24 protein-coding genes are annotated in these 21,111 nt (G+C 64.1%); 9 read left to right on the forward strand and 15 right to left on the reverse strand.

Annotation, left to right across the window (positions count from 1 at the left end; translation table 11 throughout):
- The first annotated feature begins 14 nt into the window (after positions 1–14).
- Complete coding sequence (locus PQ467_RS15490; RefSeq protein WP_274174265.1) at positions 15–2,447, forward strand: zinc-dependent metalloprotease; 2,433 nt, start codon at positions 15–17, stop codon at positions 2,445–2,447.
- Here the strand turns inward: PQ467_RS15490 and PQ467_RS15495 are convergent.
- Genes PQ467_RS15495 through PQ467_RS15505 form a run of 3 tightly spaced genes read right to left on the reverse strand, consistent with a single transcriptional unit; the run spans position 2,441 to position 4,706 of the window.
- On the reverse strand, positions 2,441–3,313 hold the full coding sequence (locus PQ467_RS15495) for a hypothetical protein (protein ID WP_274174266.1): 873 nt from the start codon (positions 3,311–3,313) through the stop codon (positions 2,441–2,443). The two genes, PQ467_RS15490 and PQ467_RS15495, sit on opposite strands and share 7 nt — an antisense overlap.
- A complete protein-coding gene (locus PQ467_RS15500) occupies positions 3,310–3,987 on the reverse strand; it encodes an Eco57I restriction-modification methylase domain-containing protein (protein ID WP_274174267.1) in 678 nt (225 codons plus the stop codon). Before PQ467_RS15500 ends, PQ467_RS15495 begins: the two co-directional genes overlap by 4 nt.
- Positions 3,987–4,706 (reverse strand): NAD-dependent deacylase, encoded by a 720-nt coding sequence (locus PQ467_RS15505; RefSeq protein WP_274174268.1) that lies wholly within the window; start codon positions 4,704–4,706, stop codon positions 3,987–3,989. The genes PQ467_RS15500 and PQ467_RS15505 overlap by 1 nt, the downstream gene beginning before the upstream one ends.
- A 187-nt stretch (positions 4,707–4,893) precedes the next feature.
- On the opposite strand from PQ467_RS15505, the gene PQ467_RS15510 reads away from it, so the two are divergent.
- The 4 genes from PQ467_RS15510 to nth all read left to right on the forward strand — a co-directional run bounded on the left by PQ467_RS15510 (position 4,894) and on the right by nth (position 7,818).
- Positions 4,894–5,175 (forward strand): hypothetical protein, encoded by a 282-nt coding sequence (locus PQ467_RS15510; protein ID WP_274174269.1) that lies wholly within the window; start codon positions 4,894–4,896, stop codon positions 5,173–5,175.
- 8 nt (positions 5,176–5,183) lie between these two features.
- Positions 5,184–6,071 carry a bestrophin family protein gene (locus PQ467_RS15515; RefSeq protein ID WP_274174270.1) on the forward strand — a complete coding sequence of 296 codons (888 nt, stop codon included), beginning with the start codon at positions 5,184–5,186 and terminating at the stop codon, positions 6,069–6,071.
- Positions 6,072–6,153: 82 nt separating this feature from the next.
- Positions 6,154–6,882 carry a 4-hydroxy-tetrahydrodipicolinate reductase gene (gene dapB, locus PQ467_RS15520; RefSeq protein ID WP_274174271.1) on the forward strand — a complete coding sequence of 243 codons (729 nt, stop codon included), beginning with the start codon at positions 6,154–6,156 and terminating at the stop codon, positions 6,880–6,882.
- 288 nt (positions 6,883–7,170) lie between these two features.
- On the forward strand, positions 7,171–7,818 hold the full coding sequence (gene nth, locus PQ467_RS15525) for an endonuclease III (RefSeq protein WP_274174272.1): 648 nt from the start codon (positions 7,171–7,173) through the stop codon (positions 7,816–7,818).
- Between the two features lie 232 nt (positions 7,819–8,050).
- On the opposite strand, the gene PQ467_RS15530 is transcribed toward nth, so the two are convergent.
- Positions 8,051–9,352 carry a dicarboxylate/amino acid:cation symporter gene (locus tag PQ467_RS15530; RefSeq protein WP_274174273.1) on the reverse strand — a complete coding sequence of 434 codons (1,302 nt, stop codon included), beginning with the start codon at positions 9,350–9,352 and terminating at the stop codon, positions 8,051–8,053.
- 73 nt (positions 9,353–9,425) lie between these two features.
- Positions 9,426–10,589, reverse strand: a complete 1,164-nt coding sequence (gene dapE / locus PQ467_RS15535) for a succinyl-diaminopimelate desuccinylase (protein WP_443192961.1) — start codon at positions 10,587–10,589, stop codon at positions 9,426–9,428.
- 89 nt (positions 10,590–10,678) lie between these two features.
- Between dapE and PQ467_RS15540 the strand changes: the two genes are divergently transcribed.
- A complete protein-coding gene (locus tag PQ467_RS15540; protein WP_274176182.1) occupies positions 10,679–11,128 on the forward strand; it encodes a cupin domain-containing protein in 450 nt (149 codons plus the stop codon).
- A 21-nt stretch (positions 11,129–11,149) separates the two neighbouring features.
- On the forward strand, positions 11,150–11,758 hold the full coding sequence (locus PQ467_RS15545) for a LysE family translocator (RefSeq protein ID WP_274174274.1): 609 nt from the start codon (positions 11,150–11,152) through the stop codon (positions 11,756–11,758).
- Here the strand turns inward: PQ467_RS15545 and PQ467_RS15550 are convergent.
- The 6 genes from PQ467_RS15550 to rpmH all read right to left on the reverse strand — a co-directional run bounded on the left by PQ467_RS15550 (position 11,755) and on the right by rpmH (position 16,149).
- On the reverse strand, positions 11,755–12,687 hold the full coding sequence (locus PQ467_RS15550; RefSeq protein ID WP_274174275.1) for a S1/P1 nuclease: 933 nt from the start codon (positions 12,685–12,687) through the stop codon (positions 11,755–11,757). The genes PQ467_RS15545 and PQ467_RS15550 overlap by 4 nt on opposite strands.
- Before the next feature lie 75 nt (positions 12,688–12,762).
- A complete protein-coding gene (yihA, locus tag PQ467_RS15555) occupies positions 12,763–13,419 on the reverse strand; it encodes a ribosome biogenesis GTP-binding protein YihA/YsxC (RefSeq protein WP_274174276.1) in 657 nt (218 codons plus the stop codon).
- Positions 13,416–15,173, reverse strand: coding sequence for a membrane protein insertase YidC (gene yidC / locus PQ467_RS15560; RefSeq protein ID WP_274174277.1), 1,758 nt, complete (start codon positions 15,171–15,173; stop codon positions 13,416–13,418). Before yidC ends, yihA begins: the two co-directional genes overlap by 4 nt.
- Positions 15,174–15,209: 36 nt before the next feature.
- Complete coding sequence (yidD, locus tag PQ467_RS15565) at positions 15,210–15,419, reverse strand: membrane protein insertion efficiency factor YidD (protein ID WP_274174278.1); 210 nt, start codon at positions 15,417–15,419, stop codon at positions 15,210–15,212.
- A complete protein-coding gene (rnpA, locus tag PQ467_RS15570) occupies positions 15,416–15,862 on the reverse strand; it encodes a ribonuclease P protein component (protein WP_274176183.1) in 447 nt (148 codons plus the stop codon). Before rnpA ends, yidD begins: the two co-directional genes overlap by 4 nt.
- A 152-nt stretch (positions 15,863–16,014) precedes the next feature.
- Positions 16,015–16,149: a 50S ribosomal protein L34 gene (gene rpmH, locus PQ467_RS15575; protein ID WP_018075531.1), complete on the reverse strand. Its 135-nt coding sequence runs from the start codon at positions 16,147–16,149 to the stop codon at positions 16,015–16,017.
- Positions 16,150–16,364: 215 nt separating this feature from the next.
- Between rpmH and PQ467_RS15580 the strand changes: the two genes are divergently transcribed.
- Positions 16,365–17,873, forward strand: coding sequence for a YifB family Mg chelatase-like AAA ATPase (locus tag PQ467_RS15580; protein ID WP_274174279.1), 1,509 nt, complete (start codon positions 16,365–16,367; stop codon positions 17,871–17,873).
- 105 nt (positions 17,874–17,978) lie between these two features.
- Positions 17,979–18,191 (forward strand): hypothetical protein, encoded by a 213-nt coding sequence (locus PQ467_RS15585; RefSeq protein WP_274174280.1) that lies wholly within the window; start codon positions 17,979–17,981, stop codon positions 18,189–18,191.
- Here the strand turns inward: PQ467_RS15585 and PQ467_RS15590 are convergent, their stop codons facing one another.
- The 4 genes from PQ467_RS15590 to galE form a co-directional block, all read right to left on the reverse strand.
- Positions 18,192–18,872 (reverse strand): peptidylprolyl isomerase, encoded by a 681-nt coding sequence (locus tag PQ467_RS15590; RefSeq protein ID WP_274174281.1) that lies wholly within the window; start codon positions 18,870–18,872, stop codon positions 18,192–18,194.
- 250 nt (positions 18,873–19,122) lie between these two features.
- Positions 19,123–19,740 (reverse strand): HAD family hydrolase, encoded by a 618-nt coding sequence (locus tag PQ467_RS15595; protein ID WP_274174282.1) that lies wholly within the window; start codon positions 19,738–19,740, stop codon positions 19,123–19,125.
- Between the two features lie 145 nt (positions 19,741–19,885).
- Entirely contained in the window at positions 19,886–20,011 is a 126-nt protein-coding gene (gene ykgO / locus PQ467_RS15600; protein ID WP_054122357.1) for a type B 50S ribosomal protein L36, read from the reverse strand.
- A 71-nt stretch (positions 20,012–20,082) separates the two neighbouring features.
- The gene (gene galE, locus PQ467_RS15605; RefSeq protein WP_274174283.1) at positions 20,083–21,102 is read right to left on the reverse strand and encodes a UDP-glucose 4-epimerase GalE; all 1,020 of its coding nucleotides are present in this window, start codon (positions 21,100–21,102) and stop codon (positions 20,083–20,085) included.
- Positions 21,103–21,111: the final 9 nt, after the last annotated feature.

Raw genomic sequence — 21,111 nt, forward strand, 5'->3', positions numbered from 1 at the left:
AAAAGGGGCATCACATGAAGCAGGCAAAGGGCCGGAAACTGGGCCAGAAGCTGATCGGCGCGGCGCTTGTCGCGCTGCTGGCGCCGCAAGGGGCCATGGCCGAACCCGTGAGCGTATCCAATACAAAGGACGGCGATCTGCTGCCGGTGCGGGTCGATGCCGATGCAGGCAAGATCCTGCTGACCCTGCCCAAAGCCGATGCCGAAGGGGTGATGGGCCGCTTTATCTATGCCACCGCGATCCGCAGCGGCCTTGGCTCGGCCCCGATCCGCATTGACCGGGGGATGCTGGGGCCAACGCAGATCCTTGCCTTCCGCCGCTTTGGCCGCAAAGTGGCCGTGGTCTATGAAAACCCCCGCTTCCGCGCCACCGGCGAAGCCTCCGTGCAATATGGCGCCAAGACCAGTTTCCCCTTCAGCACCATCGCCATGCTCGACATTGTCTCGTCCGATGCCAAGGGCACGGTGGTGGACATCAGCCCTTTCCTGACCCGCGACACAATGCATCTGGCCGATGCGCTCAATCAGGAGGCCAAGGGCTTCCGTCTGGCCGATAATCTCTCGGCCGCCGATCCCACCTCGGTCAAGGTCTTTCCCGACAATATCGAGATGGAGGCGGTGCAGACCTTCGCCTCGGACACGCCGGGGCGCGAGGTGGGCAATATTGCCGCCGATCCGCGCCAGATCAGCTTTACCATCCGCCATTCGCTGATCCGCCTGCCCGGCCCCGGCTTTGCCATGCGCAAATTCGACATCCGTTCGGGCAGCCATGGCACACAGGTCTATGACTTCGGCACGCCGCTGGGCGATGATGTGCAATATCAACTGGCCAACCATTTCCGGCTGGACAAGGTGGACCCGACGGCGGCCAAATCGCGCGTCAGGAAGCCGATTGTTTTCTATATCGACAATGCCGCGCCCGAACCGATTCGCGGCGCTCTGGCGCGGGGCGTGGCGTGGTGGAATCAGGCGTTTGAAAGCGCAGGCTATATCGACGCCTTTCAGGTCAAGACCCTGACCCCCGATATCGACCCGCAGGATGCGCGCTATTCCATCGTCAACTGGGGCGACCGCCTGACGCGTAGCTGGTCCTATGGCGGGGGCATCATCGACCCGCGCACGGGCGAGATCATCAAGGGCAATGTCGTGCTGGGCGCGCTGCGCGTGCGGCAGGATATGCAGATCTTCGAGGCGCTGGTGGGCGCGGCGCAGGACAATAGCGGCGGCCCCAACGATCCGGTCAAGGTCTCGCTCGACCGCATCAGCCAGCTTGGCGCACATGAGGTGGGCCATGCCATCGGCTTTGTTCACAACTTTGCCGGATCGACGCAGGGCCGCACCTCGGTGATGGATTATCCCGGACCGCTGATCGGGTTGAAGGGCGGCAAGATCGACCTGTCCGACGCCTACGCCAAGGGCATCGGTTCGTGGGACAAGTTCACCGTGCAATGGCTCTATGGCCAGCCCAAGCCAGGCGCGGACGCCGACAAATGGGCCTTTGCACTGGCGGACGCCGAGTTCGCCAAGGGCACGCGCTATATGACCGACATCGATGGTCGCGCCGATGACGGCCCCGCCCCGCATGACAGCATGTGGGACAATGGCGAGGACAAGCCTGCCGAACTGGCCCATATGCTGGCGGTGCGGCGCGTGGCGTTGAACAACTTTGGCCCCGGCGTGCTGCGCAAGGGCGAGGCTCTGTCCAACCTGCGACGCAAATTCGTGCCGGTGTGGCTGCTGGCGCGCTATGAAGTGGCCGCCACCGGCAAATGGGTGGGCGGGGTCGATTATGCCTATGCCGTGGCCGGGGACGCCAACAAACCCGCCCAGCCCGTGACGGCGGCCAAACAGCGCGCAGCCTTGGCGGCGATGCTCAAAACCCTTTCGCCCGCTGAATTGACCGTGCCCGATGCTCTGGTGGGCTGGCTGTCATCGGGCGTGAACGGGCGCAATGACGCGCAATTCGACACCGAGGTGTTCGACAATGCCGGGGCCGCCGCCTTCGATCCGCTGGTCGCCACCGATGTGGCGGCGCAGGTCACGCTCGACAGCCTGCTGGCCCCGACGCGCCTGACCCGCGTCCATCTGCAACAGGCGCGCGATGCGGGGCAATTGGGCCTTGCCGAAATGATCGACGCGCTGGGCGCGGCCACGTGGGAGCATAATGCCACGCCGGTGGAACGGCGCATTGCCCTGCGCGCGCTGCTTTCGGTGGCGCGGGCGCGGCGTGATGCGGCAACCCCGGTCGATGTGGCCGCCCTGCTTCAGGAAAAGCTGGACGGCGCGGCGGCCAAGCTGGGCGAAGGCAGCGGCTGGGGCAAGACGGTGGCCGCGCTGCTGAAGAACGGCCCCGCGCTGGAGGCGGAAATCGGCAAGATGGGCCGCAAGGCGCCCGCCATTCCGCCGGGCATGCCGATCGGCGGCGATACCGGCTGGTTTGATCAGTAAGCGCGACGGGCGGCCTGCGCGGCCAGTTCATCGGCTCTCTGGCGCCGCGCCCGATCCCCGGGCGCGGCGTCCAGCAGCACCAGATGCGCGGCCATTTCGGCCAACAAGGCGCGGTCGGCCAAGCGCAGATCGGGCACCATCAGGCCTTTGAGATCATTGGGCTCAAATTTGTTCAAGCCCCCGCCATAGACCCGCCCGTGCATCCGCGAGGCGGCCCGCACCGAATCGCAATTGAGGCACAGCACCAGCGCCTGATGCAGCAAGGGATCGTCCGAAAAGGGATAGATGCCGTGAAAGCAGGTCAGGCTGCTGTCGCCCGCGGCATTATGGATAAAGCGCAAGGCCCCGCGCGCAAAGACCGCGCCCCAGATCGGCGCCACCGCGCGCTGCTCCATGGCATACCATGGGCGGCGATGGGCCAGAATATAGCGCGAGGGCAATCCATCGGCCTCTCCTCCCGCGACATAGGCGGCCTCGGCAGGGGTCAGCGGGTCGGAAAGGTTGAGCAGCAAACCATCACCCCCGCCCCGCCATATCAGCCCGCGCACCGCCGTTGCCCGCCCGACGCAAGGCAGGCAACGCGCCGGGTCAATGCCCAGTTGCGCCACCTTCTGGGCGTTCAGCAAAAAGAACCCATTGGCCCCCGTGGCGATCCCGCGCCGGAACTGCGCCAATTGCGCCAAGGGCACAAAGCCGGGCCGCGCCTCGCCGCGATGGCCCAGCAGCAAGGGTTCCCATTTATCCGCGCCCGCCAGTTGCGCGCGCGACAGATCGACCCGCCGCGCCCCCGCCGCCAACTCGGCCATCGAGGCGGGCCAATCACCCTCCCCGTTCTCGCGCCCCGGCCAATCCCAGCCGGTAATCATGGCCGCTCGACCAGCAGGATCGAAGCCGTGGTCAGCGCATCGGGAAACACATGCCGCTGCGAAAACAGCACCACCTGTTGCAGCCCGCCCGGCCCCAGCAGGAATTGCTTGAACCCGCGCGCGAAATTGGCCCCCATCCATTCGCCCGGAATCAGAAACGCGCCGCGCCCCCCGCGCCGCAACTGGCAGGCGGCCTTGACCACAAAATCGACATAGAGATTGGCCGATTTGGGAATGGCATAGCCCGCGCGCGCGCCAATGGCCGCGCGCATGTCGCCATGATCGCGCAAGGCCCGGTGGCGGATATAGGGCGGGTTCATCACCGCGCCGTCATATTCCTCCCACCCCGCGCGCAGGAAATCCTGGTGGCGGACCTCTGCGCCCCCGGCATCGGCAGCGCTCAGGATCGCCCGGTCGCGCTCATAGGCCACCACGCGCGCATCCGGACACCGTGCCAAGGCCGCGCGGGTCAGCACGCCCGCCCCCATCGCCGGATCAAGGATCAGGCCCGGCCGCGCCCCCGCCACCCAATCGGCCATCAGCGCGGCCAGACGCGGCGGAGTGAAGAATTGCCCCCATGCCTTGCGATGATCGGATGGCGCATGGGCCGCATATTCAGCCTCGGCGCGCGCATCGGGGATCAGGGCATTCGGGATCAGCGTGTCGAGGGCCATCAATCCGGCCCGACCAGTTCCTCCACCCACGCGGGCACGATTTCGCCCGCCGGGCCAAGCCGCGTTTCATGGAACCATGCCGAACCCTGGCTGCGCTCCAGATTGAGTTCGAGGCAATGCGCGCCCATTTCCCGCGCCAGCCGCACAAAGCCCGCCGCCGGATAGACCGCGCCCGAGGTGCCGATCGAGACGAAAATGTCGCAATCGCGCAGCGCATCGTGGATCTCCTCCATGCGATAGGGCATTTCGCCAAACCACACGATATCGGGCCGCAGCGCCGCCGCCCCGCAGGACGGACAAGGCGGCCCCTCGATCAGCGGGGCGCTCCAGCCTGTCCGTGTGTCGCAGGCGGTGCACCATGCCGAAAGATGCTCGCCATGCATATGGATCAGGTTTTTCGAGCCTGCCCGGTCGTGCAGATCATCGACATTCTGCGTCACCAGCGTGACGCTGCCGCGATCCCATTCGCGCTCCAGCCGGGCCAGTGCGTGATGGGCGGCATTGGGCGCCTTGGTCTGGATCGCGGCGCGGCGCATGTCGTAAAACCGCTGAACCAGCGCGGGATCGCGCGCGAAGGCCTCAGGCGTGGCGACATCCTCGACCCGGTGCTGTTCCCACAAACCGCCCCTGCCGTCATTGGCATCTCGGAATGTGTCGATCCCGCTTTCCGCGCTGCATCCCGCCCCGGTCAGGATCACGATATTGCCTGTCATTTCCATGCCTTCTCTATGCCCCAAAGCGACGCTCAGGCCAAGCCGCCCATCCATCCGCCGCCAATGATGCACTGCACAACCAAATATTGCGCCGCAGCAAAGATTCGTAACAAAACGGCCATTCAACAGATAGGCGGAGTCCCCAGATTGGAACCTCAACCATTTCAAGCGATTCCGCCACCAAGGAGGTATCATGCCATCGACCAATCCCTTTCGACGCTTTCAGCCGCGCACACCGCCCGGCCCGCGCCCGATCCGCCACCGCCCGCTCAATTCCGCCCAGCCCACAACGCCGGCCAAGCCGCGCAGCCAGTTTCGCGGGCGGTTTGAACTTGTCGCCTTTTGCTTGGCGCTGCTGGTATTTATGATAGCCATTGGGCGCCCCGAGTGGTTCGAACTGCGTCCAGCCTCGGGCTCGTCGCTTGCCATGTATCACGCCGCCCAAACCGCCCCCAAGGCCCATTCAGGAAACTGATCCACCCCATGATCATTCACACGCCCCACACCCTGCGCAGCATCGCGCGGCAGATCAAAACGCCGCTGGTTTTGCTGTTTGTCTGGGATGTGATCGTCACGATCACCTATTATGTGGTGCCCTTTCCGGCGCCCGGCCTGCCGCTGACGCTGTTCGGCAGCGTGCTGGCGCTGATCCTGGGTTTCCGCTCCACCTCGGCCTATCAGCGCTGGTGGGAAGGGCGCGGCCTGTGGGGGCTGATGATCAACGCCAGTCGCAACCTTGCGCGTGCCTCGCGCAATTTCATGACCGGGGCGCAGGGGCAAGCGATGGCGCGGGCCATCGTGCTGCGCCAGATCGCCTATGTCACCGCGCTGCGCCACCAATTGCGCCGCATCCCGATGACGCCCGACAGCCTGCCCTATATTCCGGCCAGCGAGGCCGAGGCCGCGCTGACGCGCACCAACAGCGCCAACGGCTTGCTGGACGCCACCGGCGCGCAGGTGGCGCAGGCCCGCGCCGATGGCATCATCGATACAATCCAGCAGGCCCAGATCGAGCAGGTTCTGGTCGACATCGCCAATGCGCAAGGCGGCATGGAGCGGCTGAAAAACACGCCCCTGCCCTCGCAATTCCGGCTGTTTCCCACCTATTTCACCCATCTGTTCTGCGTGCTGCTGCCCTTCGGTCTGGTCGAGGCGCTGGGCCCGGCAACGCCGCTGGGCTCGACCGTGGCGGGCATGATGTTCATGGCGGTGCTGGCGATCGGCGATGATCTGGTCGATCCCTTTGCCAATACGCGCCACGACCTGCCGCTCGATACCATGTGCCGCACGATCGAGATCGACCTGTTGCAGGGCCTGGGCGAGAGCGCGCCCGCGCCGATCACCGCCGATGAAGACGGGGTGCTTTGGTAATTGCGATTCTGGTCATTGCGATTCTGGCCATTGCGATTCACTGGGGCCTCGCCCATGAAGCGCGCCGAAAGGAATTGACCCCATGACCAGACTGGGAATTATCGGCAGCGGCGGGCGCATGGGCCGCGCCATCGCGCAGGCCATTGCCGACGCCGGGCACGAATTGGCCGGGGGCGTGGACCGGGACGAGGCGGTCGGCCCGCTGGCCGCCGCATCGGACGTGCTGATCGACTTCTCCTCGCCCTCCGCGCTCGAAGGCAATCTGGACGCGGCCATCGCGGCGGGCATACCGATCCTTGTCGGCACCACCGGCCTTGAGGAACGCCACCACTGGCTGCTCGATCAGGCGGCCGATCATATCGCCGTGCTCCAGACCGGCAACACCTCGCTGGGCGTCAACATGCTGGCTTTCCTTGTCGAGGAAGCCGCCAAGCGCCTTGGCGAGGATTGGGATATCGAGATCGTCGAAACCCATCACCGCATGAAGGTGGACGCCCCCTCGGGCACCGCGCTGCTGCTGGGCGAGGCGGCGGCGCGCGGGCGTGAAGTCGGCCTGTCAAACGTATCCGTGCGCGGGCGCGATGGCATCACCGGCGCGCGCGAAGCCGGCACAATTGGCTTTGCCGCCCTGCGCGGGGGCAGCGTGGCGGGGGATCACACCGTCCATTTCCTCGCGGATAACGAGCGCCTGTCGTTGAGCCATATTGCCGAAAACCGCGGGATCTTTGCGCGCGGGGCCGTCAAGGGCGCGCTCTGGCTGGCCGAGCGTCCGGCGGGGCGGTATGGGATGCGGGAAGTGTTGGGGTTGTAAGGTTTTAGATGTCTCCGGCGGGCCAAGGGACTCGTCCCTTGGCAATCCCGGTACTGTCATTGTTGTGTGACGGGTTCGGTGGATGGTGTCGGACGCGGCGTTTGAATTTGAAAGCCTGCGGCGCTTTTGGCGCAAGTTCGCCGCGCCGCAGGCTTTCGAACATTGAATTTCCATCATTCTGGCGAATAAAACGCCACCCCATAATGGGATTGCAAAGGGACGAGTCCCTTTGCCCGCCGGGGGCAAACCTTCTTGCCCCCCGCCCCCATCCAAGCCATACCCGCGCGCATGAAATCCGCCGACATCTTCGAATTCTACCGCCGCCTTGCCGAGGCCAACCCGGACCCGCAGACGGAGCTGGAGTTTGGCAACACGTATCAGCTGCTGGTGGCGGTGACGCTTTCGGCGCAGGCGACCGATGTGGGCGTGAACAAGGCGACGCGGGCGCTGTTCGAGATCGTCAAGACGCCGCAGGATATGCTGAATCTGGGCGAAGAGGGGTTGAAGGATCACATCAAGACCATCGGCCTGTTCAACTCCAAGGCGAAGAATGTGATGGCCATGGCCGAGATCCTCGTGCGCGAGCATGGGGGCGAGGTTCCGCCCGATCGCGACGCTTTGGTCAAGCTGCCGGGGGTGGGGCGCAAGACGGCCAATGTCGTGCTGAATTGCGCCTTCGGGGCCGAAACCTTTGCGGTGGACACACATATCTTCCGCGTGGGCAACCGCACGGGCCTTGCCAAGGGCAAGAATGTGGACGCGGTCGAGCGCAGCCTTGAGAAGAAAACCCCCAAGCCCTTTCGCGTTGGCGCGCATCACTGGCTGATCCTCCACGGGCGCTATATCTGCAAGGCGCGGACGCCGGAATGCTGGCGCTGTCCGGTGGTGGATCTGTGCAAGTTCAAGGATAAAGTTTTGGAGAAAAAGAAGAAGTGATGATGCGAGGGTCTAGACCCTCGCGCTCCCGTTACTGTCTGCGTTTGCGCATAGGGTTCGGCGTTTAAGTGTCAGAAGCGGCCTTAGAATTTTAAAGCCTGCGGCGCGGACAGGCATAACCTCACCGCGCCGCAGGCTTTAAATTCACCGCACCCTATCCGGCCCACCACCCCATTAACGGGATTGCAAAGGGCCCCCGCCCTTTGCCCGCCGGAGGCAAAACCTCCCAAACCTACCCCTCCAGATGCAACCCCTTGCGCCCATGCTCGGCCGTATCATGCGGCGCCTCGGGCAACGGCGCATCGGGATCGAGCGGCGGCTGCAACATGCCCTCTGCGCGGCAGACGACGGCGGTGGCCACGGCATTGCCGAAAACGCTGGTGCCCGAACGGCCCATATCGAGGAAGGTGTCGATGCCCAGCAGCAGCGCCACCCCTTCAACCGGCACATGGAACTGGTTGAGCGTGGCGGCGATGACGACGAGGCTGGCGCGCGGCACGCCCGCGATGCCCTTGGACGAGACCATCAGCGTCAGCAGCATCAGGATCTGCTGCTCAAAGCTGAGATGGATGCCATAAGCCTGCGCGATGAAGAGCGAGGCGAAGCTGGTGTACATCATCGACCCGTCGAGGTTGAACGCATAGCCCAGCGGCAGCACAAAGCCCGACACCCGGCGCGGCACGCCAAAGCGGTCGAGCGCCTCGAACATGCGCGGCAGCGAGGCATCGCTTGTCGCGGTCGAGAAGGTGATCAGCACCGGCTCGCGCACATAACGCATCAGCAGGAAGATCTTCTTGCCCAAGAACAGGCTGCCCGCGGCGATCAGGATGATCCACAGGATTGCCAGACCGGCATAGAATTCGCCCGCCAGCACGCCATAGGTGGCGATAATGCCCAGCCCCTTTTGCGCGACAATCGAGGCCGCCGCGCCGAACACCGCGATGGGTGAAACGGCCATCACATAGCCGGTGACCTGCAGCATCATCTGCACCACCGCCTCGGCGAATTCGACGATGATCCGGCCCTTTTGGCCAATCGCGCTGAGCGCGACGCCGCAGAACACCGAGAACAGCAGGATCTGAAGCACATTATTGGTGGCCATCGCCTCCAGCGCGCTGGTCGGGAAGATTTCCAGCACGAAGTGGCGGACGGTCAGCTCCTTGGTGGCCAGATCGACCCCGGAACTGGCCACGGCGTTGACGCCCACGCCCGGCTGCCACCAATTGACCAGCACCATGCCCAGCAGCAGCGAGACGAAGCTGGCCGAGATGAACCATGCCATCGCCTTGGCGCCGATGCGGCCCAGCGCGGTCGAATCGCCCATGCCCGCAATGCCGGTGATGATGGTCGAGGCGATCAGCGGCGCAATGATCATCTTGATCAGATGCAGGAACACATCGGGCAGCAGTTTCAGATAATCGGCCCATGCCGCCAGCACCGGATCGTCCGGATCATAGGACGAATGCAGGACATAGCCCAAACCTATGCCCAAAATCAGGCCCAGAATCAGGAATTGCGTCAGACGCTGGCGCATCTTGGGAAAACTCCGAAATAAAATGCCCGGCTAGCAACCCCGATTGGCCGGGGCAATGGGGCCGGATAGCGTATCAGGCGCGTTTGAGACCGGCCAGCACGATGCGGCCGTAAATCCGGCTCAAGGCTTCCAGATCGGGGATGGCGACCGCCTCGTCCTTCTTGTGCATCGTCGCGTTGCATAGGCCAAATTCGATGACCGGGGCCAAGGCTTTGAGGAAGCGGGCATCCGAAGTGCCGCCGCTGGTCGAAATTTCGGTATCCAGCCCGGTTTCGGCGCGGATGGCATCGACCACGATAGCGGAAAATTCACCCGGCGGGGTCAGGAAAGCTTCGCCTGAGATCACCGGGCGCACGGATGCGCCATGCTTTTCGCCGATCTCGCGCACCATTTTTGACAGGCTCTCGCCCGTGTGCAGATCGTTAAAGCGGATCGAGATGCGCGCGCTGGCCTTTTGCGGGATGACATTGGTGGCCGGATTGCCGCAGGCGATATCGGTCACCTCCAGATTGCTCGGCTGGAACCAATCGGTCCCCTCGTCCAACAGAATCGCCTTCAGTTCCGACAGCATCGCCACCAGCCGCGTGATCGGATTGTCGGCCAGATGCGGATAGGCAACATGGCCCTGTTGGCCCTCGACCTCGATCCACATATTGACGCTGCCGCGCCGCCCGACCTTGATCATGTCGCCCAGTCGGTGGACGCTGGTGGGTTCGCCCACAAGGATCAGATCGGGGTTGATCCCGGTCTCGCGCATATGCTCGATGATCTTGACCGTGCCATAGGTCGCCGCGCCTTCCTCATCGCCGGTGATGATCAGGCTGATCGTGCCTGCCTCCTGCGGAATGTCGCGCAGGGCGGCGATAAAGGCGGCCACCGAGCCCTTCATATCCACCGCGCCGCGACCATAGAGCAATTCGCCCCGGCGTTCGGGCGCAAAGGGCGCGCTGCTCCACCCCTCGCCGGGGGGGACGACATCGACATGGCCCGCATAGGCAAAATGACGGCTGCCCAACGGCCCCTGACGGATGGCAAAGAGGTTTTCCACCGGCCCGTCGGGCGCCTCGCCCGCCACCGCGCGGTGGATGGCAAAGCCCAGCGGCGCCAGCATTTCCTCCAGGCAGTCGAACACCAGTCCCGTCGCCGGCGTCACGCTGGGGCAGGCAATCAGGGCCTCGGCCAATTCGGCCACACCGGCGCCGGGCCGGACCAACTCGCTCTTCACCATGTCATTCATGCCCCTCGCCTAGCAAATGCAGGGCCAAGGGCAAGCGGAGTTTGACCCGCCCGCTTGCCGCCGAGGGCTGCCCGTCCTATCCTGCGCCCATGCCAAAGATAGACCTCGCCTCGCTCGCCCCGACCAACCGCACCGGCTATCCGCCCGAACATGCCGGGGCGGTTGCCGGGCGCTGGTACAGCCGCCTTGCCCCGCTGGCCGGATTTGCCCATCTGGGGGCCAGTCATGTCGTGCTGAAACCCGGCGCATGGTCATCCCAGCGCCACTGGCACGATGACGAGGACGAAATGGTGGTGATGCTGAGCGGCGAGGCCGTGCTGGTCGAGGATGGCACGCGCAGTATCATGCGGGCAGGCGACATGGCGGTCTTTCCGGCCGGCGTGGCCAATGGCCATCACCTGATCAATGAAAGCGGCGAGGATTGCACCTTCCTTGCCCTTTCGGCAGGCCCGCGCACATCGGGAGGCTATAGCGACATCGACATGATCTTTGATGGCGACCGCTTTCTCCACCGCGACGGCACGCCCTTTGCGGATTGATGCGCGGCGCGGGGTGGCGCCATGACGATCAACTGGTTTGAATTTGCCATCGCCGTGCTGGTGATCGAATTGACGCCGGGGCCGAATATGGCCTGGCTCGCCGCGCTCAGTCTGGCCGAGGGGCGGCGCGCCGGATGGGTGGCGACGGCCGGGATCGGCATCGGGCTGGCGCTCAATGCGATGCTGGCCGCGCTGGGGCTGGTCGAATTGCTCAGTGTTCAGCCCGGATTGCTGTCGGGACTGCGCTGGGCCGGGGTGGCGCTGATGCTCTGGCTGGCATGGCAGGCCTGGCGCGAGGCCGATCTGACGCCGGACGCGCCGAAACGGGGCGGCATCGGGCGCCATTTCGCCTCGGGCCTGCTGGTCAATCTGTTCAACCCCAAGGCGCTGTTGTTCTTTGTCGTGGTGGTGCCGCCTTTCCTTGGCGGCGCGGCGCCTACCATCGCGCAGGCCATGGGCTTTGCCGCGATCAGCGTGGGTCTGGCCACCGCCGTCCATCTGGCCATTGTGGCGGGCGGGGCCAGAGCGCATGGCCTGATCAGCAACCCGCGCCGGATGGTGCGCATCCGGCGCGTGATGGCGCTGATCATGCTGGGCGTTGCCCTCTGGCTGGCCAGTTCCGCGCTTTAGCCGCCCAGCGTTTCGTCGAGCACCTTGGCCAGACGCAGCCCGCCCTGCAGCAGGCGCTCGCTGACAATGGGCAGGTCCTGCGCGATGGCTTCATCGCTGATCGTCACATCCTTGGAGGTCTTTTCCTCGGCGCTCACCACATGGCCGAAAGCCTGCGGGTAAACCGTATCACGGGCGATCTGCCAGCTTTCCTGCGCCCAGTCGGCAATGCCGCCGGTGGCGATCTTGGCGCGGTCGGCCGCCGAATAGGCGCGCACTTGCGGCAACTTGCCCGCCTTCTGCGCGCGGATGACCAGGAAATTGTCCCACATCCAATGCAGGTTCAGCGTGCCCGCCTTGGGATTGACCACCGTGGGCGGCGTGGTGTTGATGATATAGGGCTCGCCCGGCAGATTGGTGACGGTCACACCATTGCCGCCCGCATCATGAGCATGTTCGGCGGCGTGGAGCGGCTGGTGCAGATCGCCCACGATATGGCTGAGAAAGGCCAGCGCTTCGAGGCGCTGGGCCGCGGGCAGGCTATTGTCGGCCAGAATGCGCTCAAAGCGGGTGATCTGATAGGTGGCGCATTGGCCGCCGCTGCAATTGGCCTTCATGTCAAAGGCGGGCGCGGTGATGTCGCCATCATGGTAATGCCAGGGGAACGTATGGCCCCAGCGCCAGCTCTCGCTGCGCAGGCAATCGGGCCATGTCGCCGCATCGCCCAACGAATGGACCGGGCATTTGGCCGTGCCCAGCCCCGCCTGCGCCTTAAGCAATTGGGCAATCGCGGCCTTGGTCTTGGGCGAAACATTGGCCAGCGCGATATTGGCGATCGTGCGATGGCCCAGATCGCCCCAGGCCAGAGCTGGAGTCGAGACGGTGAGGCCCAATGCCGCAACACCGGCGGCCAGCAGCTTCAAACTTTTGCGAAACTTTTTGCGAGACATGGGGGTAAGCGACCTCACTGGAGACAAACTTACCCCGATGTTAGCGGCGGAATGTGACAGGCGAAAGCGTAAAGCTTAAAGCTCGGCATCCCCCAGCACTGCGGCGCGGATCTCGGCAATGCCCAGCCCCGTCTCGCTGCTGGTGATCATCACCTCGGGATAGGCGGCCGAATGCTTGCGCGCCTCGGCCATGACCTTGGCATGGACCTCGTCCAACTCGCTGGCCTTGACCTTGTCCGCCTTGGTCAGCACGAGGCGATAGCCCACCGCCGCACCGTCGAGCATGTCCATCATCTCAAGGTCGGGCGGCTTCACGCCATGGCGGCTGTCGATCAGCACCAGCGTGCGCTTCAAAACCACCCGCCCGCGCAGAAAATCGCGCACCAGCTTCTTCCACTGCTCCACCACCTTGGGCGGGGCCTTGGCAAAGCCATAGCCGGGCATGTCGACCAGACGGAAATCGGGGATTTCGCCCAGCGTCCCGCCCACATCGAAAAAGTTCAATTCCTGCGTCCGCCCCGGCGTCACCGATGTGCGCGCCAGCGCCTTGCGCCCGGTGATGGCGTTGAGCAGCGAGCTTTTGCCCACGTTCGAACGCCCCGACAGCGCGATTTCGGGCACTACCGGATCGGGCAGAAACTTCAGCGAGGGCGCGGACAGCAAAAAGTCCACGCGCCCGGAAAAGACCTTCCGGGCGCGCTCGATCAGTTCAAGATTGTTGTCTTCGTTCACTTTTTCTTGTGCGCCGCCGCTTCGACGATGGCGCGCTCCTTATCGACATTCTTCTTCAAGTCAGGATGCCGTGCGTACAGATACTTCTGCTGAGCAATGGTCAGAAGGTTCGAGGTGATCCAGTAAACCAGCAGGCCCGAAGCAAAGGGCGCCATGATGAACATCATCATCCACGGCATGATGCCCATCACCTGCTGCTGGGCAGGATCGGGGGCGGCCGGTTGCAGCTTGAACTGAAGCCACATGGTGATGCCCAGAATGACCGCCAGCACGCCGATCGCCAGGAAGCTGGGCGGATCGAAGGGCAGCAGACCGAACAGGTTGAGGATATGCTTGGGATCGGGCGCCGAAAGGTCGGTGATCCACAGCGCGAAAGGCTGGTGACGCATGTCGATCGACACCATCAGCACCTTATACAGCGCAAAGAACACCGGGATCTGAAGGAAGATCGGCAGACAGCCCGCCAGCGGGTTCACACCCTCTTCCTTATAGAGCTTGAGCGTCTCTTCCTGCAGCTTGGCCTTGTCGTCCTTATAGCGTTCCTGCAGCGCCTTCATCTTGGGCTGGATCGCCTTCATGGCGGCCATGCTCTTGAACTGGCGCTGGGCGACAGGGAACATGATGCCGCGCACGATGGCGGTCAGCAGGATGATGGCGACGCCAAAATTGCCGACGAATTTGAACAGCGAACGCAGCAGCCAGAAAATCGGCTTTTCAAACCAGCGGAACCAGCCCCAGTCGATGGCGAGGCTGAAGCGGGTCACGCCCTGCGCCTCATACTTGTCGAGCAGCAGGCTTTCCTTGGCGCCCGCAAACAGGCGGGTGGAGCGCAGCGCGGTCTGGCCGGGGGCCACCACCTGCGGCTGATAGATGAGGTCGGCGCGGAAAAGCTGGTTGCCAAGGCTGCGATAGTCGCCCGTGGCAGGCACGCCCTCAGGCACCAGCACGCTCATCCAATAGATGTCGGTAAAGCCGATCCAGTTGGTCTTGCCCTCGGGATTGACCTGACCCTTTTCGGCAACATCCTTGTAATTGACGCCAAAGTTCACCGCTTCATCATAGGCGCCGAACGGGCCGGAATGGATGTTCCACGAATCGACACTGGCGGTCTTTTCGGTGCGGCGGATAAGGCCAAAGGGCTGCACGCTCACCGGCGCGGGACCGGCGTTCTGCACGGCCTGCTTCGCGGTGATCATGTAGTCATCGTCGATGCTGAAGGTGATCGTATAGGTCTGACCCGTGGTGTTGGCCCAGCTCAGCGTCACCGGCGTCGTCGGCGTCAGCTTGGCGCCAGCTGGCGCGTTCCAGACGGTCGTGCCATTGGGCGTCGCCACGCCTTGCCCGACCCAGCCGACCTGCGCGAAATGTTCGGCAGGGGTCCCGGCGGGGCTGAACAGGCGAACCGGCGCGCTGTCCTTGTCGATGGTCTGCTTGTGGCGGTTGATCGACAGGTCATCGACCACCGCGCCCACCAGATTGATCGAGCCCGACAGGCCCGGCGCTTCCACCTTCACACGGCCGCCGCCGTTAAGATCCGCGTTGAGCGCCTTGGCCTCGATCGCCTGATCCACCACGCTGCCAAGGCCGCCCTCGCGGGTCGGCTTGGCGCTGGCCACCGGGGTCGGCGCGGCCGAGGCCACCGCTGCGGGCTTCTTGCCCATGTCGGGATAGAAATAGCGCAGGCCCGCATCCCAGCCGAACAGCAACAGCCCGGTCAGCAGCATGGCAATAATCAGATTGCGCTGGTTACTCACGCATATTTCCCCAATACATTGGTCAAAATTACAGGTTCACGGGACCGGGTCATAACCATGACCGCCCCATGGATGGCAGCGCAATAGACGCTTCACCGTCAACCATCCACCCTTAATCGCGCCATGTTTCGTCAAGGCCTCGATGGCATAGGCCGAACAGGAGGGCGAATAGCGGCAGGTGGGCGGCATCATGGCCGATGGTCCCCATTGCCACAGGCGGGCGATGAAGATCAGCACATATTTCACGCCTGCGGAGCCTGTGGAGAAGGACGCGGGCCTTTGCCGCGACCGTGATGAGGCTTGCCGCGCCCGCCTGACCTGGCCCCGCGCGGCGCGTCGCCCTTGCCGGATCGCGCCCGGTCCAGCGCGACCAGCAATTCCTTGCGCAGCAGCGCGAAATCGCGCTCCACGCCGCCCTCGCGACCGATCAGCACATGGTCATGATTGGCCAGCCCATGCGCAGGCAGGATTTCACGCGCCAGAGCGCGAAACCGGCGCTTCATCCGGTTGCGCACCACGGCGTTGCCGATCTTTTTTGTAACGGTGATGCCAAAGCGGCGAATATCGCCCGCTTCGGCCGCGCCATGCGGCAGGACCAGCAGCACAAAACCGGGCCGAGCAACGCGCAACCCTTTGTTCGCGGCCAGAAAATCGGAACGCTTGGTCATGATGTGCAGCTTGGGCGCCACACCACGCTCTTCCACAAACGCACAATGGGCCGAAGGCAAGGCCTCCGACCCCATTGCGTCATCTGTCACGATGTTTTCGCCTGCCACCGATCAGCCCCGGCGTTCAAGCGAACCGGCCCGGCGCGGGGATTGCTCCCCACCGGGCCAGATCATCAGGCCGACAGATTCTTGCGGCCGCGCGCACGACGGGCGCGCAGCACCTTGCGGCCACCGACCGTGGCGGTGCGGGCGCGGAAGCCGTGACGGCGGGCGCGGACAAGCCGGCTGGGCTGGAAAGTGCGCTTCATGGTCTAAACCCTCAAACAATGCTCGGCGCTGTGCAGCGCGGATAAAACGGTCCACCCCACCGATCCCGATGAGGCGTGAAGCGGCGCCACTATGGGAAGTGGGCCTCTGAGTCAAGGGATTCGGCACAGGGAATCACACCTGCGCTTTTCCGCTCGACAAGCCTGACTTTAAGCACAAATACTTGGCCGAGGGTAGTCAAACGGGGAATTTGCAAATGGTCGCGCTGGTCCAGACGGTAGCCTATCTGGGGCTGGAGGCGCGCGCGGTCGAGGTGCAATGTCAATTGGCCCCCGGACTGCCCGGTTTCACGGTGGTCGGCCTGCCCGACAAGGCGGTGAATGAGAGCCGTCAGCGGGTGCAGGCGGCGCTGACCGCGATGGGGTTGGCATTGCCGCCCAAGCGGATCACGATCAATATGTCGCCCGCCGATCTGCCCAAGGAAGGTTCGCATTATGACCTGCCCATCGCGCTGGCGCTGCTGGCCGCAATGGGGATTATCGATGGCGAGCAGATGGACGATTTTCTGGCGGTGGGCGAATTGTCGCTCGATGGGCGGATCGTCGGCTCCCCCGGGGTGCTGCTGGCCGCGCTCCATGCCAGCGAGCGCGAAGTCGGCCTGATCTGTCCCGCCGCGCAAGGCGCCGAGGCGAGTTGGGCGGCGGGCGTGCCCGTGGTCGCCGCGCCCGATCTGGCCAGCCTCTTGGCCCATCTCAAGGGCACGCAGGCGCTCTCGCCCCCCGCGCCCGGCCAGAGCGCGCCCGCCACGCCGGGGCCGGATCTGCGTCAGGTCAAAGGGCAGGAAACGGCCCGCCGCGCGCTGGAGATCGCGGCGGCGGGCGGACACAATCTGCTGATGATCGGCCCGCCCGGTGCGGGCAAATCGCTGATGGCCTCCTGCCTGCCCGGCATCCTGCCCGACCTGACCCCTGCCGAAGCGCTCGAAGTCTCGATGATCGCCTCAGTCGCCGGTACGCTCGACGGCGGGCGAATCAGCCGCGCCCGCCCGTTTCGCAGCCCCCACCATTCGGCCAGCATGGCAGCGATGACCGGCGGTGGATTGCGCGTGCGCCCCGGCGAAGTGTCGATGGCGCATCTGGGCGTGCTGTTCCTCGACGAATTGCCCGAATTTCAGCGCGGCGTGCTCGATTCGCTGCGCCAACCGCTGGAAACCGGCGAAGTCACCGTGGCCCGTGCCAATGCCCATGTCACCTTTCCCGCGCGGGTTCAGCTGATCGCGGCGATGAACCCATGCCGCTGCGGCCATCTGGGCGATGCGGGGCTGGCCTGTTCGCGCGCGCCGCGCTGCGCCGGGGATTATCAGAGCAAAGTGTCCGGCCCCCTGCTCGACCGGATCGACCTGCATGTCGAGGTCGAGGCGGTGCGCGCCTTTGACCTTGCCCTGCCCTCTGCCGCGGAAAGCAGCGCGCAGGTGGCCGCCCGCGTGGCCGCCGCGCGCGGGGTGCAGACCGAACGGCTGAACGGCACAAAAATGCGCAACAATGCAGATCTGGACGGCGAATCGCTCGATCGTTTCGCGACGCCGGATGGCGAAGGCATGAAATTGCTGATCCGCGCAGCCGAGGCGATGAACCTGACCGCGCGCGGCTATACGCGCATCCGCCGCGTGGCGCGCACCATCGCCGATCTGGCGGGCGCACAAACCGTCTCGCGCGCGCATGTCGCCGAGGCCCTTTCCTATCGTCGCCAGCCGCCCCGGGCATGAACCTTTGTCCCGTTGCGAGAAGAGTGCCCTTTGGGAAAAGTTGCACGCGACGCAACGTCCTTCTAATGTGAAAAAGTGGACAGTTTGGGGAAAGTTGTCAAAAATATGAAAGTATTTGGTTTGCTTCGTTGTTTTTTCGCGTCGCATTCCCCGAATCGCCGCAAGGTCCGTCGTTCACCGACGGATCTTTACATCGGAACCTGCCTGCATTGCGGCGCCCCGATCAAGCGGATCAGGCGCGACAAATGGGTACGCGACTGGGCGCGCACCTTCGGATTTGGCGGCAAACCGTCGAGCGGTGTCGAGGATGAGGATTGATTAAGGCGCAACCACGCGCCGCACGCTGATCACCTTCACCGGCTGGGCCAGCATTTCCCCCTTCATGGCCCCCTCGCCCGCATTGGGATCGACCGGTTGGTCCCAGATCTTGCGCACCACATCCATGCCCGACACCACATGGCCAAAGGCGGCATATCCGGCCTGAACCTCGGGGTCGGCGGATTGCGGATTGGCGTCCAGCCCGTCAATATCGGACAGCAGGATCGAAAAATCCCCCGTCGCCGTGCCCGGCGCCAGACGCGCCAGCGAAATCGCCCCCGCCTTGTGCAGAACGCCGGTCTGGCTGGTCGGCTCATGGGCGATGGGCGGAAAGGTCTTGCGCGGATCGCCACGCGTACCCGCCTGAATCAGGCCATTGGGCTGCTCGCCCCATTTCAGGTGCATGGCCCGGTAAAACACGATCCCGTCAAAGCGCTTGTTATCGACATAGCGCATGAAATTGGCGGTGCTGATCGGGGCGTGCTTGCCGTCCAGTTCGAGCGTGATGACACCAAGGTCCGTGGTCATGGCGACGGTTTCGATATCATGCAGCGGCTGGGGCGGGACTTCCTTGACCGCCGCCGGTTTGGCGGGAGCCCGACGCGCGGGGGCGGCATAGGCGGGTCCAACCGGCAAAGAAGGGGCGATCAACGCGGCGAAGAGAGCGAATCGGAGAAGCATGTGAGCAAGATTAAAGGGGGAAAGATGCGAGGGTCTAGACCCTCGCGCTCCCGTTATTGTCTTTGTTGCGCTTATGGTTTGGCCGAAGAGTGTCGGACGCAACCTTGGAATTTTAAAAGCCTGCGGCGCGGACAGGGATGACCTCTTAGCGCCGCAGGCTTTCAAACACGCAGGGCAAACACCCCCCATTAACGGGATTGCAAAGGGCCCCCGCCCTTTGCCCGCCGGAGGCAAACTTCCTTGCCGCCCCTTACAACAAACCCCGCGCCTTCAAATCCGCCTCCAACGCCTCGGCCCCGTCGACGAAATGATGCACATGCCAGCCCAGCGCCCGCGCGGCGGCGATATTGTCGGCATTGTCGTCGATGAACAGCATCTCGCCCGGCGCATGGCCGAAACGCTGCGCGGCAAGGTCAAAGATCGCCGCATCGGGCTTGATCATCCGCTCATGGCCCGACACCACAATGTCGCGGAAATGGTCGAGCACCGGAAAGGTAGGCCGGAACATCGCCCATGCGTCCACGCCAAAATTCGTGATCGAATAGAGCGGCACCCCCCGCGCATCCAGCGCCCGCACGATGTCATGCGTCCCCTCGATGGGTCCGGGCACGCATTCCAGCCAGCGCGGCGCATAGAGTTCGATCAGCTCGCGTTCGTCGGGATAGGTCTGCGCCAGTTCCTCGATCATCTCGGCAAAGGGTTTGCCCGCGTCATGCTGGGCGTGCCACGCCTCGCTGACCACCTCGCGCAGGAACCATTCGAGCCGGTCCGCGTCAGGGATCAGCTTTTCATACAGGCCCGCGATTCGCCATTGGACCAGCACCCGACCGATATCGAACACCACCACATGGGGTTGCTTGTCGCTCATCATCTTCTCCGATTCGCCCTGATTCGGCGCGGTTCATCATCCCCGGACGCAGCAAGCCCGCCATCGCGCGGAGCGGTGGCGGGCTTGCAAGCTTACCCGTGGCAGGCAGGGAACCCAAAGGAACCCAATGCCAACCGCGTATCAATCAGCCCTGACGAGCCTTGAAACGCTTTTGGGTCTTGTTGATGACATAGGTGCGGCCGCGACGGCGGATCACGCGGTTATCCCGGTGACGGTCCTTCAGCGACTTGAGGCTGTTGCGAATCTTCATGACAAATCCCTTTGCCCGAACCGACCGGGCCGAAAATTGAACCGCGCCGATAGGCTGCGCGTGTGGCAAAGTCAACCTTCGCCGCGAATTTCCGTCAGCTTGCGCTCCCACGCGAGAGCATGGCTGACAATCACGTCGAGATCGGCATAGCGCGGCACCCAGGGCACGGTGGCCTTGATGCGCGCATTGTTCGAAATCAGCGAATCGGGATCGCCCGCGCGGCGCGGCTGCATCACGCGCTTGATGGTGCGGTTGGTCGCCCGGTCGACCGCGTCCAGCACGTCAAGCACCGAGAAGCCGCGCCCATAACCGGCATTCATCGTCAGCGAGCGCTGCGGCTGGGCAATCAGCGCCTCAAGCGCCAGCACATGCGCATCGGCCAGATCGGAAACGTGGATATAGTCGCGCACGCCCGTGCCGTCGGGCGTTGCGAAATCGGTGCCGAACACGCCCACGTTCTCGCGCTTGCCCAGCGCCGCCTCGACCGCCACCTTGATCAGATGAGTCGCGCCCGCCGTCGATTGCCCGGTGCGCGCGTCCGGGTCCGCCCCGGCCACGTTGAAATAGCGCAGCGCGCAATAGTTCATCGGATGGGCCGCCGCCACATCCTTGAGCATGATCTCGGTCATCAGCTTGGACATGCCATAGGGGTTGATCGGCGCCTTGGGCGTATCCTCCTCAACCGGCGAAACCTCGGGAATGCCATAGGTGGCCGCGGTTGAGCTGAAGATGAAATGCTTGACCCCGCCTTTGACCGCCGCATCAATCAGGGCGCGGCTCTTGGCGGTGTTGTTGTGATAATATTTCAGAGGGTTTTCCACCGATTCGGGCACAACCACCGATCCGGCGAAATGCATGATCGCGCCGATCCCCTGTTCGGCGATGATTCGCGCGATCAATTCGCCGTCCTCAATATCGCCCTGATAAAAGGCGACGCCATCGGGCACGGCAAAGCGGAAACCGGTGACCAGATTGTCCACCACCGCCACTTTCCACCCTGCGTCCTTCAACGCCAGCACGGCATGGCTGCCAATATAACCCGCCCCGCCGGTGACAAGGACGGGAAGCTTTGCGATCGTTGCATCTGTCATGGGTGTCGT

The organism is Novosphingobium sp. KACC 22771 (assembly GCF_028736195.1).
GTDB lineage: Bacteria > Pseudomonadota > Alphaproteobacteria > Sphingomonadales > Sphingomonadaceae > Novosphingobium.